Below are 18101 nucleotides of genomic sequence, written 5' to 3'. Positions count from 1 at the left end.
ATGCTGTCAATCATGATCTTGCCTTAGTTGGTTTTGGGCTTTGCCTGGGATCGTCTTTTGGCTTGGCGGAGCCGGTAGCTTTCTCCATTGGCCTCGATGATGTGGCACCTATGGGTCAGTCTGTCCAGCAGTGCACCGGTGAGTCTTTCGGAGCCGAAGACCTCCGTCCATTGCTGGAAAGGGAGATTGGTGGTGATCATGAGGCTTTGTTGTTCATATGCCCTACCCACCACCTCGAATAGCATTTGAGCGCCTATCTTGGAGAAGGGCACATAGCCCAGTTCATCGATGACCAGCAGGTGTAGGCGCTGGAGCTGTTTCTGCAGGCGTTGCAGACGTCTTTCCTCGCGGCATTCCATGAGCTCTGTGACCAGGGCGGTGGCGCTGTAGAATTTCACCTTGCTTCCCTGGGCGCAGGCCGCAAAGGCCATGGCGCTGGCCAGGTGGGTCTTGCCGGTGCCGGAGTTTCCGATCAGGAGCACGTTTTCCTTTTTGGCGATGTACTCGCCCCTCATCAGCTCCCTGACCAACTGCTGATTGATGGAGGGCTGTGCCTTGAAATCAAAGGTGTCCATGGTCTTGATCACCGGAAAGGCGGCTTGCTTGATGCGCCTTTCGGCTGCCCGCTTCTCGCGGTCCAGAAGCTCCCGCTCGGTCAGGCGCAGCAGGTAGGTCATGTAATCGGAGCGGTCTTGGCTGCAGACCTTGGCCATGGCCGCGTATTCCCGGAGAATGGTGGGCAGCTTCAGCTTTTTGAGGTGGTACTCCAAGAGCACGGTGGGTTTGTCCTGGTCCTTCATGACAGCGCCCCTCCCTGCGCGAGGAGGGAGTCATAGACTGTGATATCGGGCCCGGCCACGCTCACTCGGCCCAGGTGCTCACGACCGTCCAGCAGGAAGGTGGCCGCGGGCCCTGATGATGGCGGCTCCAGCAGGTGGACAATGGCCTCCGGGGCATAGGCTCCCGCGTACAATGCCTGCTCCACCGCCCGCTTCAGTCTGGCCATGGAGTGGTCCTCCAGCAAACGTAGGACCTTTATGTATTTACGGGTGCCCTGGCCAGGCATGTCTTCCCCGGCCACCAGCCGCCGCCTCAAGACCTCAAAGCACTCAGACAGATCTAGGTCAGCCAGGGGGCGGGCGTGGTCCAGGGAGCCAGGCTTGCGCTCCAGCAAGGGCAGATAATGCCGGTAGTCGAAAAACACCCCTTCCTTGCCCCAGGATCGGGAGTGGCGGGCCACCACCACGTCATGGTGGCAGAGCACCACCCGATCCACATAGCCCTTGGCCACAATTTCATGGTGGGCACAAGCCACCGGCACCGAGTAGTCATTGTCGTCGAAGCGGACCAGGGACAATGAATTGGCCCGGGTAGGCTGTTTGCGGCAGGCATCGAAGCGGGAGGGAGGCAGGGGGACAAAGGCTGTCTGGTCTTCCTGCAAAACCTCGGCCTTGCTACCGCCCTTGCCACGCAAACGGCGCTTCATGTCGTCGCGGCACTGCCTTAAAAGCATGGCATTGAGCTCGGCCAGGTCCTTCACCTGGGGCACTGGCACCAAAAAATTCTGCCGGGCGTACTTGACCACCCCTTCCACCACGCCCTTCTCGTTTGGACGCCGCACCCGACAAAAATGCTCCCGAAAAAGGTAATGGCTCTGCAGCTTGAGAAAACCATCGGTCAGCTTGCGCTCATGAGGCCCTATGATCTTGGAAACCAGGACCTTGCTATTGTCGTAACTGATCCGGTGGGGCACCCCACCGAAAAACTCGAACGCCCTGGCATGCCCTTCCCAGTAGCTCTCGCTGCACTCCTTGTCGAAGGCCGCCACGAAAAAGGCATCGGAGTACGGCAAGGCCATGATAAAAAGCGCTATCTTGCGAAGCTCCCCGGAAACCTTGGCCAGGGCATAGCCAAAGTCCACCTGCGCCTCGCCGGGACGATGGACCAGGGGCATGTACACCTCCTGGCTCACGCGCTTGATTGCGCGCACCGCCTCCTTTACCTGGGTGTACTTGCCCTGATAACCCGCCTCCTTGATGCGGTGATATATGCGCGTGGCCGTGTGCCTTTGCTTCTTGGGAACCTTTTTGTCCTCTTTTATGATCCGGGCGATCAACTCAAGGTAGGGGCCAAGCTTGGGCTTGGCTCGGGGGGTGCTGAGCCGGTATCCGGGAGGCTCGGGAAAATTCTGAATCTTTTGCAGGGTATCCCAATGGATGCCCTCTCTACGCATTAACTCGCGCTTGCTCGCCTGGCCATCGCGCAACTCAAGTCTGATCCGGGCCCATTGATCCATGTCCGTGTACACCCCTTCCGCTCCTCCAGAGAGTCCTGGCCTGGAAGCCACCATGGCCTCCATCGCACCAAAACACCTGAAGAAAACTGAATCAATGTGTCACGGTTTTCAACCGCCACTAAAATCGTCTCGCTTTTGGACCGCCATTTACACCTTGCCCCTGCAAATGCAAAAATATGGACACGCCGTCAAATGAAGGTAATCGGCTACACCTTTAATTCACTCCCGCCTAACAAAATCATAAGAGGATATAAAAGCTAATCTGGACAGCCCGCAGAAAGCATCTGAACTGCGGGACTCAAGGGCCAATTTCTATTCCAGGATTGACGATCCCGGCCGGGGAGGGGTAGGTGTTAGGGGTAGTCGAATGATCGTCCTGAGTGCGAGGGTTATCAGGTGTATGTCTTGACACCCACGCGGCGATCCGAGCGGGCTACTCCGAGAAGGCGGCCAGGTTCATCGGGGCCGAGAACCTAACAAAACCCAACATTGCGAAAGTCGTTCAGGCGGGCCGGGACGCCCGGGCCCAGCGCACCCAGGTCACGGCTAACCGGGTGGTGGAGGAGCTGGCTGCGGTGGCCTCCGCCCGTTTGACCGACCTGGCCACCTGGGGCCCGGAGGGCGTGACCCTGATCACCTCCAAGGTGATGAACGACGTTGGCCAGGGCGTGATCGGTGCTGAAGCTCATCGGGAAACGGCGGGCCGAGCGGGTAAGGATAGACAATAAAAATTGAAAAAGAATTAACTGGTTAATCAAACTGCGCTATTTGACTGTTAAAGCTGCTTGTCACATGTTTAACTGGAAGATCGATCGCCCTCAAGATCTCTGCAAAGCCTACTTTGATTTGGCTTGCCCCACCGTCTGGCCCTTTGCCAAAAGGATCTTTGCCTCCCGAACCCATACCCCTGATCGCGATGGGCCTAAAATCATAACCAGGATCATTACCATTTTGATGGCAAATGGAGCTGTAAGACTACACTTGACGAACCTGCCTGGTGGTTATAACAATAATCCATGGCAAAGATAGTCAAACAGTTGGGTTTGATTATGACCTTGCTGGCGTGGGTGGTTTTCCCCCTGCCCGAATGTTACGTGACCAGCCCCCATTGCCCCCTGCGCAACCACCCCTCAGCTTGTCATTTCTTTAATCACCAGCAAAACCATGTCCAGGAGAGCGCGGCTCACACCTGCTGCAACCATGCCTCGTTCCAGGATGGGCAGACGGGCGCGGTCGGTCGGTACGCCTCGCATCACGAAAAAGGACGGATGGCGACGGCCATTCTATCTCCCAAATTCCTGTTGCCTGCCTCGCCGGGTCTGCCTGGTCCGGCCATCGGCCTCAAACTGCCGGCGCCCGTCTCGTTGGAGCCCACTCCGGCGGCCGCTTGTTACACGCCCTATCGAGGCGAGCGCGTCGATCCGGTACCCATTCGGCTGCGAACCCACACCTTTTTGATTTAGATCGCCAACCCGCCTAGTCGCTCGACCAATCTTTCAAGACGATAAGGCCGCGGTGTAGTGCGTCACGCTTCCCGTCGCGCGGGGAATATAGACGCAAGTAAGACCGTTGGCCGCAAGACAGCCGGGACCCCGCGGTGGGTTTACCGCGTCATTTGGCGCGGCCCGGCGCTGGAGAGCAGCATGCCTCAATGGGCGTACGTATGGCGTGAACTATTGCTTCGCCGGCGGCGAACCGGGGTCAACGTGTCCCTGGTCGCCCTGGCGGTGGGATTTTTCCTGGTATTGACTCTGCTCAGCGGGGCGTTTCAGGCCGCCTTCCGCGCCCCGCTGAATGACGTGGGGGCCAGCCTCACCCTGCAGCGGGCGGGCGATGTGCCCCAGGAGATGAAGGGGCCGGTGCTGCCCTGCTCGTTGGCCCCCATAAGCGGGAGCGAAGTGCAGTCGGTAAAACGTCTGCCGGGGGTGATCTCCGTGAGCTCGGCCCTGCTGTTTTGGGATTTCGCTCCTGACACCTTCCGCATCGTGGCCGGTTTCGATCCCGCCGCCCCCGCGGGTTTCTCCTTGCTGGGCAAGGTGCTGACCCAGGGACGCTTCCTGCAACCGGGCGACCGCCGGCAGGTGGTGCTGGAAACGGCTTATGCCAGAGAGCTAAAGCTGAAGTCCGGCGACCAGTTGGATCTACATGGCCGGGAGTTCACCGTGGTCGGCCTGGTGGACTCCTCCCGTCTGAGCCAGTTGACCGCCGCCCAAGTCTATATGCCCCTGGCCGAAGCCAGGGCCCTGGCCGCCGCCTCGCCGGGAGTCACCGCGGTTCATCACTTGGGCGAGGCCGATGTCAACCTGATATTTATCTCGGTGGTCCGGGATAAAATTCCCCAAGTTTCCCATGGCATCAAGGCCTTTCTGGGCAAAAAGGTGACCGTGACCGGGCCAGAGTCCTTTCAACGGGCCATAGGCGGGCTCCTGGCGGCCACCGACCGTTTCGGCCTGGTGGCGGCGGTTTTGAGCCTTCTGGCCACCGCCTTGCTGGTGATGCGCACCGCCGCCGCCAACCTGCGCGAGCGCAAGGCGGAAGTGGCGATTATGAAGGCCGTGGGCTGGACAAGGGGCGATATTTTGCGCCAGCTCACCGCCGAGACCCTGGTCCAGACCCTGGCGGGCGGCCTGGCGGGCATAGTGGCCGCCCTGGCCGGAGCCTGGCTGGCCTCATGGATCACCATCCCCATACCGCTGCCCTGGGACCTTTCCCCTCGGCCCCATTTCCTCCCCGGCGGGGGAGCGCAACTCTTTCGCGAGGTTCACCTGCAACCGGTTTTGGACCCCGTTTACTTTCTCCTGGCCCTGGCCGCAACCCTCTTGTTGGGAAGCATGGCGGCCTGGATGGCGGTACGCGCCGTCGCCAGACTGAAACCATCGGAGGCTCTTAGTCATGCCTAATGACATATTGATTGCCACGCAATTGTGGAAAGACTTCGACGGCCTTGAAGTGGTGCGCAACGCCAGCCTGCAACTTCCCGCCGGCAGAACCGTGGCCCTGCTCGGCCCCTCCGGATCGGGCAAAAGCACCCTGCTGTCCCTGCTGGCCGGCCTCGAGAGGCCGAGTCGGGGAGAGGTGTTTCTAGACGGACAAGCCCTGAGCCCGCTGAGCGAGGACGAACTGTGCCTATTGCGGCGGCACAAGGTGGGGTTCGTTTTCCAGGCCTTCTACTTGATACCCACCCTTTCGGCCCTTGAAAACGTGGCCTTTCCCCTCTATCCCACCGGAGTGCCTAAAAGGGAGCGTCAGGCTCGGGCCTTGGAGCTTTTGTCGCAGGTGGGGCTGGCGGCGCGGCGCGAACATCTACCCGCCAAGCTCTCCGGCGGGGAAAGGCAGAGGGTGGCCATCGCCCGGGCCCTGGTCAACCGGCCTCGGGTGCTCTTCTGCGACGAGCCCACCGGCAACCTGGATTCCCAGACCGGGGGCGAGATCCTGGACCTGCTATTCGAGCTCAACCTGGAGCAATCCATGGCCTTGCTCATGGTCACTCACGACCGGGGCTTGGCGGCGAGGGCTGATGAAACCTGGCACATGCATGATGGGGAGGTTAGCCAATGAAAAAGATGACGCTCTGGTGGATGGCGCTGGGCCTGTTCCTGGTGTTGGGCCTGACCGCGCCTCCAATGGCCCAGGCCCGCCCGGTGGTCAAGGTGGACGTACTATTCATGAACCACGGCCCCATGCAGCCGGTTATCAAAAGCCTCAAGGAAATCCTGGCCCGGCACTCCTTGGCCGCCTCGGCCTCCTGGCACGACTTTGAAACCGCTTCCGGACAGGATTTCATGCGCCGGAAAGGCCTGGCGGGGCACATCCCCCTGCTTGTCTTTATAAATGATTCCTCCACCTGGCAGGTCCAGGGGCGCAAGGTGACCTTCGTGGGCTTCCCCAACGGCTACGGGCCCTACCAGTTCCAGGGTCAATGGAGCCTCGCGGACCTGGACCGCCTGCTGGGCACCCTGGCCTCCCCTTCGGGCGCCAAGGCAGGAAAACCATGAACCTCTCCATCACTATTCCCCTGGCCTGGCGGGATATCGTCGCCAGGCCGGGGCGCTCCTTGGGGGCGGCGGCCGGCCTGGCTCTGGGCATCGCCATGTACGTGGCCATGATCTCCCTTTCCCAGGGTTATGCCAGCCTGGTGCGCCAACCCCTGGCGGAACTTAAAAGCGATGCTATCGTGCAGAAGCCCGGGCCACCCCGAAAGGCGGGTGCGGCTCCGGGCATAAGCCTGCCGCCCGGAAACTCCGTCCTGAGCCCCGCTCAGGTGGAGCGGGTCAGAAATCTCCGCAGCGTGGGTTCGCTCAGCCCCGCCCTGCTGCTGTGGGATCGTTCTCCTTCCGGATTTGTGGTGGCCTTGGGGTTCGACCCAGAGGGGCCCCGCCGGGGCGCGGCCACGGTGCTGGATTGGTTGGTCCGGGGAGACCCTTTGCGCAACCAGGGAGACCTGCTCCTGGAGGAGCACTTCGCTAAATTACACGCCAAGAAGATCGGGGATGTATGGCCACTGGGAGGGCGCTCCTTCACCATACGCGGCATCGTGCGGCTCCGGGCGGGGGGCGCCTTGGCCGTAGGCAATGCCTTCATCTCCCTTGCCGATGCCCGCTCCCTGGCCGGTCTGCCCCACGAGGCCTGCAACCTGGTTTTCCTGCGGCTCAAGGCGGGGGCGGATGCCGAGGCTGCGGCCAAGGAACTGGGCCGGATCCTGCCCGGCGCGGTCATGACCTCGACCGACAGCATCGGCAAAATGATGCAGGGCTTCAGCCTGATTTCGGGGAGGTTCGCCAGCTTAATGGGGTTCCTGGCCCTGGCCTTCACCGGGGTGCTCTATTTGAGATTGCTAAAGGGCGCCCTGACTGAGAGACGCGGCGAAGTGGGCATCATGAAGGCCCTTGGCTGGCGTAGGCGAGAGGTGGTGTGGGCCCTGGCGACCGAGTCGATGCTGCTTGGCCTGGGCGGGGTGGTCCTTGGAGTGGTGGTGGGCTGGCTCAGCGCCTGGGGCGTTGGCGAATTGGGAATCGGCAACAGCCTGCCTTGGGACCTGAATCCTCTGCCCGCCGGGGTGGCCTCCCACAACCCAGCCGCCGGGGGAATGACGGTCAAGCTCCCGGTGGTCTTCTCCTGGTCGACTTGCGGGGTATCTATTGGCTTTGCCCTGGCGTTGTCGGCTTTCTCCGCATGGTGGGTGAGCAGGAAAATGTTCGAGGCTACCGTCTTGACTTCCTTGGGCGAGCCATGAATTACCTAGTTTCATCAACGGGCTTTTCCCCATGGTAGGTCTTCCCGCCAGTCCCTGTCGCGCATCGCCGTGCAGGCATACAGATGAAATGGCTAGGCCGGCTGCGGCTGATCCTGTACGTTGTCAGAGCGTTGGGGAATGAAGTTGGTTTAAACCAATCCAGATTTAGAAATTAGGATTTTGAGCCAAGATAGGGAGGGTGAGGATGGCCGGTAACCGTTAGTCGGGCAAGTAAAAAATGGGGGGTCAATGCCTAGTTACAGGGTATATTGCAACTGCAGTTGCAAAACGTCGGACATGTGGTCGGATGAATGTAGTCGGCTACAAGTTGAAGTAGGGATGCCCTACAAAGATTTTTTCTTGTAATCCCTCCCTTAATTTTTCCAAAAACAGAAAAGACGACGGCTTTGGGCCGGGTGCATATAGGGTGCGGATTGAGATTGCCGGGTGCGTGAATCTGCACCTATATGCATCCCCAACCGTACTAACTTACAAGAATAATAATTCATGTGTTGAAACTTATAAGCCACCGATCGGGGGTTCGAGTCTCTCCTGGCGTGCAGAAAATCAAGGGGCCGGCCGGGTTGGCCAGCCCCTTTTCGTTGACCATTAGTTGCCTTTTTCGCGAATCCTCAGGTTCCATCCTTTCCTCCGCCTTCAGCGGGTCCGTGGCTGTCCGCGGTTATGAGGGGACTGCGGCATGGCGGCTTTTGGGGCGTCGATAATCGACCCGCAAATTTAAGGGCCGGGGCAGCTTCAGACGAGCAGCCGTACGCCCACCTCTATCACCCGGTCAGGGGGAAGATTGAAAAACGAAGTGGGGTTGGCGGCGTTGCGGGACAAAAAGATGAAAAGAACGGCGCGCCAACGGGCCATGGCGGGCTTGTCAGCCAAAACCAGGTTTTCCCTCCCAATGAAAAAGCTTGTGGTTTCCGGCTTTAACTCCAGGCCTTGCTCTCGGGCCAGGGAAAGCACGTTTTTCAGGGTGGGGTCTTCCATGAACCCGTACCGGGCGGTGATGCGATGAAATCCTCCGCCCAAATTTTCGGTTTGGACCTTCTCGCGATTGGGAACCCAGGGGACGTCTTCCTCCTTGAAATGCAGCAGGATTGTTCGATTGTGCGTGACGTGGTTGTGCTGCACGTTTTTGGCCAGGGCCACCGGCACCGCGTTGCGGGTTCCGCTCAGAAAGACCGCGTCCCCTTCGACCTTATGCGGGGGATGGCTGATTATGTCCACGATGTATTGATGAACCGGCGGCATGATCCTGCGCAACTGTTCGGCTAGGATCCGGCGTCCCTTGGCCCAGGTTTGCATCACTAGGAAGAATATGGCCCCGATGAAAATCGGGAACCAGGCGCCGTGCAAAATCTTGCTTAGGTTGGCAAGAAAGAAGGGTACATCCACCAGCAGGAAAAGACTGCTCAAAGATAGGGCCCCGACCAGAGTCCAGTGCCAGCGTTTGCGCGCCACGACAAAAAACAGGATGCTGGTGATGATCATGGTGGAGGTCACGGCCACTCCGTATGCGGCGGCCAGCTTGCTGGAGGATTGAAAACCGGCTACCAGGGCCACCGTGCATACCATGAGCATCCAGTTGATGGGGGCTATGTATATCTGGCCGGACTGAGTGGGGGAGGTGTGGCTGATTTCCAAGCGAGGCAGGTATCCCTGCTGGATGGCTTGACGGGTCAGGGAAAAGGCGCCGCTGATTACCGCCTGGGAAGCGATGATGGTGGCCAGGGCGGTCAAGACCACGGTGGGAATCATGGCCCAGGAAGGCACCATGGCGTAAAAGGGGTGGGCTGACAATTCTGGATGGCTCATCAGAAGGGCGCCTTGGCCGAAATAGTTCAGCAGCAGGGCGGGCAGCACCAGGAAAAACCAGGTCAGGCGAATGGGCCTGGTGCCGAAATGTCCCATGTCGGCGTACAGCGCCTCCGTTCCCGTGACCACCAGGAAGACCGCGCCCAAGACCACGAATCCCTGAACCTGGTTGAGGAACAGGAATTTGACCGCGTACCAAGGCGCAACGGCGGCCAGCACCTGCGGGGCCCGCACCACCTGCGCCGCACCAGTTACCGCCAAAAAACAAAGCCAGGTCAGGATTACCGGCCCGAAAAGGCCACCCACTCGGGCTGTCCCGTGACGCTGGATCACAAACAGGCCGATCAGAATGGCTATGGTGCAAGGGATCACGTAGGGATCAAAGATCGGGGTGGCTATGCCGATGCCCTCCACCGCGCTCAAAACGGAGATGGAGGGGGTGATCATTCCGTCGCCGAACAGGAGGCAGGCCGCGAACAGTCCCAGGCCGATCACCGGCGCCCGCTCCCTGGTATCATCGGCGCCCTGGGGCCCGCGGATCAGGGCGGTAAGGGCTATGACGCCCCCTTCTCCATGGTTGTCCGCCCTAAAAACGAAGGTGAGGTATTTGAAACCCACGATCAGGATGAGGGACCAGAACATCAACGACAGGATGCCCATCACGTTGGCCTGGGTGACCGCGATTCCATATTCGCCGTGAAAGCATTCCCTGATGGCGTATATGGGGCTGGTGGCGATGTCCCCGAAGACCACCCCCAGGGCGGCCAGGGAAAGGCCGGCCAGCCGCTTGTCGATAGGAGCCCCGCTCTTCTCCGTGGGCGGAGGGGAGCCCGGAGCTGTTGGAATCGAATTGTGCTTGGCTGCGGGCATCCAGAGCCTTCCCTTCACCTCCGCGGCGGCCGAAACGAGTGATGGCCTGCAGTGCCCGGCACCTTCCGACCTAATGCAAGATTATACGGCAAGCCCTTTGCCGGTACGCAACTGCGCCTCCATCCATTAATTTTGGGCCGGACGCCTTGGCGGGCCTAAGGCGCCGGATCATCGGAATACCGCCGCGCGGTTGCTCCGGGAGGCAAGCGGGCCTTGGCCTCAGCATTGTTAACTTTGCCGCAGATGCTTCCAATCGCCGCGAGACGTATGCTAGAATTTTAAATACCGGCGAAAATCAAGAAATACTCTCCACGACCAGCACACCATCGTCTTCCAGGCGTCCGACAGTTGCCGGCGAGCACGTAGTCGGTCCGCAACAACCAAAACTGTGAATGGCGGAGTAAGTGCGGGACAGTTGGCGGTCTAAAACCGTGACACTTGTTTTAGAGATATAGTCCTGTTGTTCATGCTGTCAATCATGATCTTGCCTTAGTTGGTTTTGGGCTTTGCCTGGGATCGTCTTTTGGCTTGGCGGAGCCGGTAGCTTTCTCCATTGGCCTCGATGATGTGGCACCTATGGGTCAGTCTGTCCAGCAGTGCACCGGTGAGTCTTTCGGAGCCGAAGACCTCCGTCCATTGCTGGAAAGGGAGATTGGTGGTGATCATGAGGCTTTGTTGTTCATATGCCCTACCCACCACCTCGAATAGCATTTGAGCGCCTATCTTGGAGAAGGGCACATAGCCCAGTTCATCGATGACCAGCAGGTGTAGGCGCTGGAGCTGTTTCTGCAGGCGTTGCAGACGTCTTTCCTCGCGGCATTCCATGAGCTCTGTGACCAGGGCGGTGGCGCTGTAGAATTTCACCTTGCTTCCCTGGGCGCAGGCCGCAAAGGCCATGGCGCTGGCCAGCTGGGTCTTGCCGGTGCCGGAGTTTCCGATCAGGAGCACGTTTTCCTTTTTGGCGATGTACTCGCCCCTCATCAGCTCCCTGACCAGCTGCTGATTGATGGAGGGCTGTGCCTTGAAATCAAAGGTGTCCATGGTCTTGATCACCGGAAAGGCGGCTTGCTTGATGCGCCTTTCGGCTGCCCGCTTCTCGCGGTCCAGAAGCTCCCGCTCGGTCAGGCGCAGCAGGTAGGTCATGTAATCGGAGCGGTCTTGGCTGCAGACCTTGGCCATGGCCGCGTATTCCCGGAGAATGGTGGGCAGCTTCAGCTTTTTGAGGTGGTACTCCAAGAGCACGGTGGGTTTGTCCTGGTCCTTCATGACAGCGCCCCTCCCTGCGCGAGGAGGGAGTCATAGACTGTGATATCGGGCCCGGCCACGCTCACTCGGCCCAGGTGCTCACGACCGTCCAGCAGGAAGGTGGCCGCGGGCCCTGATGATGGCGGCTCCAGCAGGTGGACAATGGCCTCCGGGGCATAGGCTCCCGCGTACAATGCCTGCTCCACCGCCCGCTTCAGTCTGGCCATGGAGTGGTCCTCCAGCAAACGTAGGACCTTTATGTATTTACGGGTGCCCTGGCCAGGCATGTCTTCCCCGGCCACCAGCCGCCGCCTCAAGACCTCAAAGCACTCAGACAGATCTAGGTCAGCCAGGGGGCGGGCGTGGTCCAGGGAGCCAGGCTTGCGCTCCAGCAAGGGCAGATAATGCCGGTAGTCGAAAAACACCCCTTCCTTGCCCCAGGATCGGGAGTGGCGGGCCACCACCACGTCATGGTGGCAGAGCACCACCCGATCCACATAGCCCTTGGCCACAATTTCATGGTGGGCACAAGCCACCGGCACCGAGTAGTCATTGTCGTCGAAGCGGACCAGGGACAATGAATTGGCCCGGGTAGGCTGTTTGCGGCAGGCATCGAAGCGGGAGGGAGGCAGGGGGACAAAGGCTGTCTGGTCTTCCTGCAAAACCTCGGCCTTGCTACCGCCCTTGCCACGCAAACGGCGCTTCATGTCGTCGCGGCACTGCCTTAAAAGCATGGCATTGAGCTCGGCCAGGTCCTTCACCTGGGGCACTGGCACCAAAAAATTCTGCCGGGCGTACTTGACCACCCCTTCCACCACGCCCTTCTCGTTTGGACGCCGCACCCGACAAAAATGCTCCCGAAAAAGGTAATGGCTCTGCAGCTTGAGAAAACCATCGGTCAGCTTGCGCTCATGAGGCCCTATGATCTTGGAAACCAGGACCTTGCTATTGTCGTAACTGATCCGGTGGGGCACCCCACCGAAAAACTCGAACGCCCTGGCATGCCCTTCCCAGTAGCTCTCGCTGCACTCCTTGTCGAAGGCCGCCACGAAAAAGGCATCGGAGTACGGCAAGGCCATGATAAAAAGCGCTATCTTGCGAAGCTCCCCGGAAACCTTGGCCAGGGCATAGCCAAAGTCCACCTGCGCCTCGCCGGGACGATGGACCAGGGGCATGTACACCTCCTGGCTCACGCGCTTGATTGCGCGCACCGCCTCCTTTACCTGGGTGTACTTGCCCTGATAACCCGCCTCCTTGATGCGGTGATATATGCGCGTGGCCGTGTGCCTTTGCTTCTTGGGAACCTTTTTGTCCTCTTTTATGATCCGGGCGATCAACTCAAGGTAGGGGCCAAGCTTGGGCTTGGCTCGGGGGGTGCTGAGCCGGTATCCGGGAGGCTCGGGAAAATTCTGAATCTTTTGCAGGGTATCCCAATGGATGCCCTCTCTACGCATTAACTCGCGCTTGCTCGCCTGGCCATCGCGCAACTCAAGTCTGATCCGGGCCCATTGATCCATGTCCGTGTACACCCCTTCCGCTCCTCCAGAGAGTCCTGGCCTGGAAGCCACCATGGCCTCCATCGCACCAAAACACCTGAAGAAAACTGAATCAATGTGTCACGGTTTTCAACCGCCACTAAAATCGTCTCGCTTTTGGACCGCCATTTACAGAGCTTTCTATTCATGTCATCACCTACCGTTTAAATTATAGATTCCCTTAGTATGGATGCATAAGGCGGGCCAAAAAAGCCCATGGGAGGTTTGTCTAGTTTAATTATCTGTTATTACAGCATTTATATGTTTTAGCGCGCGCTAGGGCTCAAAGTGATTTTGGCAATGGCGGGTAATTTTTTTACGGCTGGCTGGCACGACGAGGAGTTTCTATGCAAATTGCATTTCATAAGATTAATCGAACTCTTCCCGGTGAACGCATAAAACTTGCTTCCTCTCCCTTAATGTGAACCCTCCGGGCTGAGGGCTAAGATCATGTCTCCAACTTGAGTTGGCGGTTGTTTTACTCACCCCAACCAACCTTACAAAACCATTCTTAAAAATTAGCAGGCTCGGCGCAGTTAAACTTTTCGGCTACACCTTTAATCCACTCCCGCCTAACAAAATCATAAGAGGATATAAAAGCTAATCTGGACAGCCCGCAGAAAGCATCTGAACTGCGGGACTCAAGGGCCAATTTCTATTCCAGGATCGACGATCCCGGCCGGGGAGGGCTAGGTGTTAGGGGTAGTCGAATGATCGTCCTGAGTGCGAGGGTTATCAGGTGTACGTCTTGACACCCAGGCGGCGATCCGAGCGGGCTACTCCGAGAAGGCGGCCAGGTTCATCGGGGCCGAGAACCTAACAAAACCCAACATTGCGAAAGTCGTTCAGGCAGGCCGGGACGCCCGGGCCCAGCGCATTTAATTATATTGACCAGGTATTGTATCTTTGCGATAAACGTATGACGCCAAGCAACGTAATACGTGATATATGGCATCAGCTGGTGCGGAGCGAGTCGTGGGCCGCGATGGTAGTTTTGCCCTGCGGCCGCAACCCTCGGATCCCAGCCAACCCCAACACGGACCTTTTATGCCCCCCGTAGACCCCAGCCTCGTCGGCCTGACCAGGGGGCCGCTAACCAGCGCCTACACCTGGCAGGACGCGGCCCTCTACGCCCTGGCCGTGGGGGCGGGGCCTGAGGAGGCCTCCCTGCTCTACGAGGGCCATCCGGGCGGCATGCAGGTGTTGCCAAGCTTCGCGGTGGTGCCGGCCTTGCGGGTCTGGCCGCAGATGCCGGGGCTGGTAAAGCCGCTGATGGTGCACGGCGAGCAGAGCCTGGTGTTGCACCGGCCCCTGCCCGCCCAGGCCCGGGTGGTGCTCACCAGCCGGGTGGCCAACATCTTCGACAAGGGCAAGGGTGCACTCATCGAGGTGCTGGTGCAGGGAGCCTTGGAAGACGGCGTCCCATTGTTCGACACCCAGTGGAAGGTGTTCTATCTGGGCGGCGGCGGCTTCGGGGGGGAGCCGGGCCCCAAGGCGGTGATCCATGCCCCGCCGGAACGGGAGCCTGATTACGATCTGACCTACCGGGTGCCGCCCCAACAGGCCGCCCTGTACCGCCTGTTGGGGGACCTCAATCCCCTGCACATCGATCCCCAAGCCGCGGCCCTGGCCGGATTTTCGCGCCCGGTGCTGCACGGCCTGTGCACCTACGGCTACGCCTGCCGGGCCCTGGTCAACGGCCCCCTGGGGGGCGAGCCGGACGGTTTGCGGGAGTATTCCGCTCGCTTCGCCGGGCCGGTTTTCCCGGGCGATGAGCTGCGGGTCAAGATTTGGCGGCAGGGGGACGAGTGCCGCCTGGAGGCGGAGACTCCCAATGGCCCGGTGCTTAAAAACGGCCTGGCCAAGCTGGCCTAGGCCTCAATGGGGGTAGCATGGCCGAGGAAAAGATCTACATGCTCAATGCCCTGTGGTTCAAGCCCGGGGATGGAGCCCGCAAATACCGGGAATACCTGAAGGCCGCCGCGCCCTTTTTACGGGAGGCGGGCGGCAGGATGCACAGCGCCCTCTATGCCCCGCAATCGGCCCTCATTGGCGAGTTCGACGCGGACCTGGTCTTTTTCGTAGAATACCCCAGCCGGGCGGCCTTTAAGCAAATGGCCCAAGACCCTGGCTACCTGGCTCAGGCCCTGCCCCTGCGCGAGGCGGCCATCCGCAAGTCCTTGCTGATCGAATGCTCCGCCAAAGCTGCGGGCGCCTAGCGGGCAAAGTTGCGGGAGGCACAACCAAGGGGTCCCCGGGGCCGGGCAGGCCGGGGGCGGGGAGAAGCGCATGGTTAGCGCGGACGAGCTAAGGAATATGGCGAGGGAATTGGGCTTCGTTGACATCGGCTTCACCACTGCCGAGCCCTTCAGCCACCAGAGCGAGGTGCTGGCCGAGCGCCGGGCCGAGTACGCCTGGACCAAGGCTCTGGGCCTGGACCTGGAGGCCGGGGTGGACCCGGCCCGGGTGTTGCCCGGGGCCAAATCCATCATCGTGCTCCTGGAGCTGTACTTTAGCCGGGCCTACCCCGCCTCCCTGGAGAGGCACTTCGGCCGTTGCTACCTGGATGACGACCGGGTGACCAAGGACGGCCTGAGCCGGCGCATCAAGGCCTTCCGCTCGTTCCTGCGGGAGCGGGGGGTGGCCACCGAGTTTCCTTGGAACCTGTCCCACCGTCTGGCCGCGGCCCGGGCCGGCATGGGGGACTTCGGCAAGAACTGCTTGTTCTATTCCAACCGGGCGGGACGGCGCGGCTCCTGGGTGTTGCCCATCGCTTTGGTCTGCGACGCCGAGCTGCCCCCCGGCCAACCCAGCATGGGGGTGGGCTGCCCCGACTGGTGCAAAAACTCCTGCCTGAGCGCCTGCCCCACCGGGGCCCTCAAAGGGCCGCGCAAGCTGGACCCCCGGCGCTGCATCTCCTATCTGTCTTACTACGGCGAGGGCCTGACCCCCAGGGAGCTCAGGGAGCCCATGGGCCTGTGGGTCTACGGCTGCGACCACTGCCAGAACGTCTGCCCCCGCAACGCCCCCTGGCTGGCCGCCGAGCTGCCGGTTAACCCCAAGGCGGCGGCCAAGGCCGAGGACTTCCAGTTGCCCAAGCTCTTGCACATGGACCTGGAATACTTTAAACGGCGCATCTGGCCCCACATGTTCTACATGAGCGAAAAGGACCTGTGGCGCTGGAAGATGAACGTGGCCCGGGTCATGGGCAACACTCGCGATGAGGCCTACGTGGCGGACCTGGTCCAGGCCCTGGGGAAAAACCAGGACGAGCGGGTGCGGGCCATGTGCGCCTGGGCCCTGGGGCGCATCGGCGGAGACGCGGCGGCGCGGGCCCTGCGAGAGGCCGCCGGGACGGCCCGGGGGCTGCTGCAAGAAGAGGTAGACCGGGCCCTGGAGGATCTTAGCTAGGGCCGCGCGGTGCGAGAGGCAGGGCAGTCGAGTGGAAAGCGCGGTTGATGATTAATCCTTGCGATTGAGGCGACACCGGCAGCTGAAATCGATCCTATTGCATCCCCTGTGCTTGCCATGCAACAAAAAAGGGCCCAGGCGAAATCGCCTAGGCCCTTGAATCTTTTGGCTCCCCGGGTCGGACTCGAACCAGCGGCCCGGTGGTTAACAGCCACCAGTTTAAGCTCCGCTCGTTTACTCTCCAAAACGACACACTTCGTTAAATAGCATAGTTACTGCTTGAAATGATACCGTGCTTTACGCTATTCTACCCGTGGATTACTTACCCGGTGCTTACCCAATGCTTACCCGGGCAATTTGGGGGCTCTGCTTACCCGGGAGGATGCCATGCCAAAGGTGAAATTAACCAAGAGACTGCTTGATGGCGTCAAGGCCGAAGGATCAGACCTGGTTTTTTGGGACACAGAACAGGTGGGTCTGGGGGTGAGGGTAAAACCCTCTAGCGTAAAATCGTTTTGCATCCAGTATTACAACGCTCAGGGCCGGAGCCGGCGTGTCACCCTGGGGAAATACGGTCGTATGACGCTTGATCAGGCCCGTAAGACCGCCCGAGAGAAGCTATCGGAGGTTGACCGGGGCAACGACCCCGCCGAGGAGCGTATTGCGGCCAGGGGCGCTCCTACGGTCGCACAACTGGCTTCTCGTTACATGGCCGAGCATAGCGAGGTCAAAAAAAAGTCGGAGAGTATACGTAAAGATCGTTACCTCGTTGATCACTACATCCTGCCCGCCCTGGGTCGCTACAACGTCGATGAGGTTTCCCGCGAGCAGATAGCGAAACTGCACCACAGCCTGCGAGAAAAGTCATACCAGGCCAACCGAGTCCTCGAGGTAGTGCGCAAGATGTTCAACTTGGCCGAGGCTTGGGGACTCCGGCCTGATGGCACCAACCCCGCCAGGCATATCCAGAAGTACAAGGAGGAAAAGCGGCAGCGCTATTTGTCCGAGGACGAATGGGCCCGGCTGGGAAAAGCCTTGGCTGAGGTTGAACAAGAGAACTCGGAACTGCCCGCCGTGATCACCGCCGTGCGACTGTTGATTTTTACCGGCTGCCGGCTCTCTGAGGTCCTGAACCTTAGATGGGACGACGTTGATTGGGAGCGCGGGTGCCTTAACCTGAGGGACAGCAAAACCGGACAACGATTTGTTCCGTTGGGGCAAGTCGCCCTGGACCTACTTGAAAGCACCCCACGCCAGGCCGGCAATCAATTTGTCTGCCCAGGCGCCCGGCCCATGAGGCCGCTGGTCAACCTACAGCGCCCCTGGCGGCGGATACGGGAGAGGGCAGGGCTGGATGATGTGCGGCTGCACGATCTGCGACACTCGTTCGCCAGCGTCGGGGCCGGGGTTGGCATGAGCTATCCCACCATAGGAAAGCTGCTGGGGCACACCCAGGCCCAGACGACCATGCGTTATAGCCACCTGCCCGCTGATCCCCTTAAGCAGGCCGCAAATCAGATCGGAGAGAGAATTGCCGGGGCCATGGCCCGGAAGCCAGAAAAGAAGGTGTTGCCCCTTACCAAGCGTCAAAGACGATCAAAAGTTAAATGAAAACGTTCAATCTATAGAAGTGTGTGAAAGGATGGCCACCAGAATAGCTTGCGTTTCCTCTAATCAATAAATG

15 protein-coding genes and 1 pseudogene are annotated in these 18101 nt (G+C 60.0%); 11 read left to right on the top strand and 5 right to left on the bottom strand.

What is annotated here, in order from left to right; all coding sequences use genetic code 11:
• Nucleotides 1–23: 23 nt before the first annotated feature.
• Together istB (AACH32_RS11860) and istA (AACH32_RS11855) are read right to left on the bottom strand one after the other, a co-directional pair.
• On the bottom strand, nt 24–800 hold the full coding sequence (gene istB / locus AACH32_RS11860) for an IS21-like element helper ATPase IstB (protein WP_338598784.1): 777 nt from the start codon (nt 798–800) through the stop codon (nt 24–26).
• Nucleotides 797–2296: an IS21 family transposase gene (gene istA / locus AACH32_RS11855; protein ID WP_338599205.1), complete on the bottom strand. Its 1500-nt coding sequence runs from the start codon at nt 2294–2296 to the stop codon at nt 797–799. Before istA (AACH32_RS11855) ends, istB (AACH32_RS11860) begins: the two co-directional genes overlap by 4 nt.
• 380 nt (nt 2297–2676) lie before the next feature.
• On the opposite strand from istA (AACH32_RS11855), the gene AACH32_RS11850 reads away from it, so the two are divergent.
• The 6 genes from AACH32_RS11850 to AACH32_RS11825 all read left to right on the top strand — a co-directional run bounded on the left by AACH32_RS11850 (nt 2677) and on the right by AACH32_RS11825 (nt 7529).
• The gene (locus tag AACH32_RS11850; RefSeq protein ID WP_338599609.1) at nt 2677–3024 is read left to right on the top strand and encodes a terminase small subunit; all 348 of its coding nucleotides are present in this window, start codon (nt 2677–2679) and stop codon (nt 3022–3024) included.
• 288 nt (nt 3025–3312) lie between these two features.
• Nucleotides 3313–3759 (top strand): hypothetical protein, encoded by a 447-nt coding sequence (locus AACH32_RS11845; RefSeq protein WP_338599607.1) that lies wholly within the window; start codon nt 3313–3315, stop codon nt 3757–3759.
• A 180-nt stretch (nt 3760–3939) separates the two neighbouring features.
• Nucleotides 3940–5196, top strand: coding sequence for an ABC transporter permease (locus tag AACH32_RS11840; protein ID WP_338599604.1), 1257 nt, complete (start codon nt 3940–3942; stop codon nt 5194–5196).
• Nucleotides 5189–5854, top strand: a complete 666-nt coding sequence (locus AACH32_RS11835) for an ABC transporter ATP-binding protein (protein WP_338599602.1) — start codon at nt 5189–5191, stop codon at nt 5852–5854. The genes AACH32_RS11840 and AACH32_RS11835 overlap by 8 nt, the downstream gene beginning before the upstream one ends.
• A complete protein-coding gene (locus tag AACH32_RS11830) occupies nt 5851–6291 on the top strand; it encodes a hypothetical protein (RefSeq protein WP_338599600.1) in 441 nt (146 codons plus the stop codon). The genes AACH32_RS11835 and AACH32_RS11830 overlap by 4 nt, the downstream gene beginning before the upstream one ends.
• Nucleotides 6288–7529 carry an ABC transporter permease gene (locus AACH32_RS11825; protein WP_338599598.1) on the top strand — a complete coding sequence of 414 codons (1242 nt, stop codon included), beginning with the start codon at nt 6288–6290 and terminating at the stop codon, nt 7527–7529. Before AACH32_RS11830 ends, AACH32_RS11825 begins: the two co-directional genes overlap by 4 nt.
• 756 nt (nt 7530–8285) lie before the next feature.
• Here the strand turns inward: AACH32_RS11825 and AACH32_RS11820 are convergent.
• From AACH32_RS11820 to istA (AACH32_RS11810), 3 genes are all read right to left on the bottom strand, one after another.
• Nucleotides 8286–10226, bottom strand: a complete 1941-nt coding sequence (locus AACH32_RS11820; protein ID WP_338599596.1) for a potassium transporter Kup — start codon at nt 10224–10226, stop codon at nt 8286–8288.
• A gap of 489 nt (nt 10227–10715) precedes the next feature.
• Complete coding sequence (gene istB, locus AACH32_RS11815; protein ID WP_338599592.1) at nt 10716–11492, bottom strand: IS21-like element helper ATPase IstB; 777 nt, start codon at nt 11490–11492, stop codon at nt 10716–10718.
• Nucleotides 11489–12988, bottom strand: coding sequence for an IS21 family transposase (istA, locus tag AACH32_RS11810; RefSeq protein ID WP_338599205.1), 1500 nt, complete (start codon nt 12986–12988; stop codon nt 11489–11491). The genes istB (AACH32_RS11815) and istA (AACH32_RS11810) overlap by 4 nt, the downstream gene beginning before the upstream one ends.
• A 741-nt stretch (nt 12989–13729) precedes the next feature.
• Here istA (AACH32_RS11810) and AACH32_RS20905 point away from each other — a divergent pair.
• The 5 genes and pseudogenes from AACH32_RS20905 to AACH32_RS11790 form a co-directional block, all read left to right on the top strand.
• Nucleotides 13730–13882 (top strand): annotated as a pseudogene (locus AACH32_RS20905) (terminase small subunit); the annotation flags it as partial.
• A gap of 171 nt (nt 13883–14053) precedes the next feature.
• Complete coding sequence (locus tag AACH32_RS11805) at nt 14054–14881, top strand: MaoC/PaaZ C-terminal domain-containing protein (RefSeq protein WP_338599588.1); 828 nt, start codon at nt 14054–14056, stop codon at nt 14879–14881.
• 17 nt (nt 14882–14898) lie between these two features.
• A complete protein-coding gene (locus tag AACH32_RS11800) occupies nt 14899–15225 on the top strand; it encodes a DUF1330 domain-containing protein (RefSeq protein ID WP_338599586.1) in 327 nt (108 codons plus the stop codon).
• A gap of 70 nt (nt 15226–15295) precedes the next feature.
• Nucleotides 15296–16417: an epoxyqueuosine reductase gene (locus AACH32_RS11795; protein ID WP_338599584.1), complete on the top strand. Its 1122-nt coding sequence runs from the start codon at nt 15296–15298 to the stop codon at nt 16415–16417.
• Nucleotides 16418–16804: 387 nt separating this feature from the next.
• Nucleotides 16805–18028, top strand: a complete 1224-nt coding sequence (locus tag AACH32_RS11790; protein ID WP_338599581.1) for a site-specific integrase — start codon at nt 16805–16807, stop codon at nt 18026–18028.
• Nucleotides 18029–18101 lie beyond the last annotated feature (73 nt).

The sequence above is a fragment of the Desulfoferula mesophila genome (genome assembly GCF_037076455.1).
GTDB lineage: Bacteria > Desulfobacterota > Desulfarculia > Desulfarculales > Desulfarculaceae > Desulfoferula > Desulfoferula mesophila.
The sequence above is the reverse complement of the archived record's forward strand: the minus strand, read 5'-3'. Positions and strand labels throughout refer to the sequence as shown.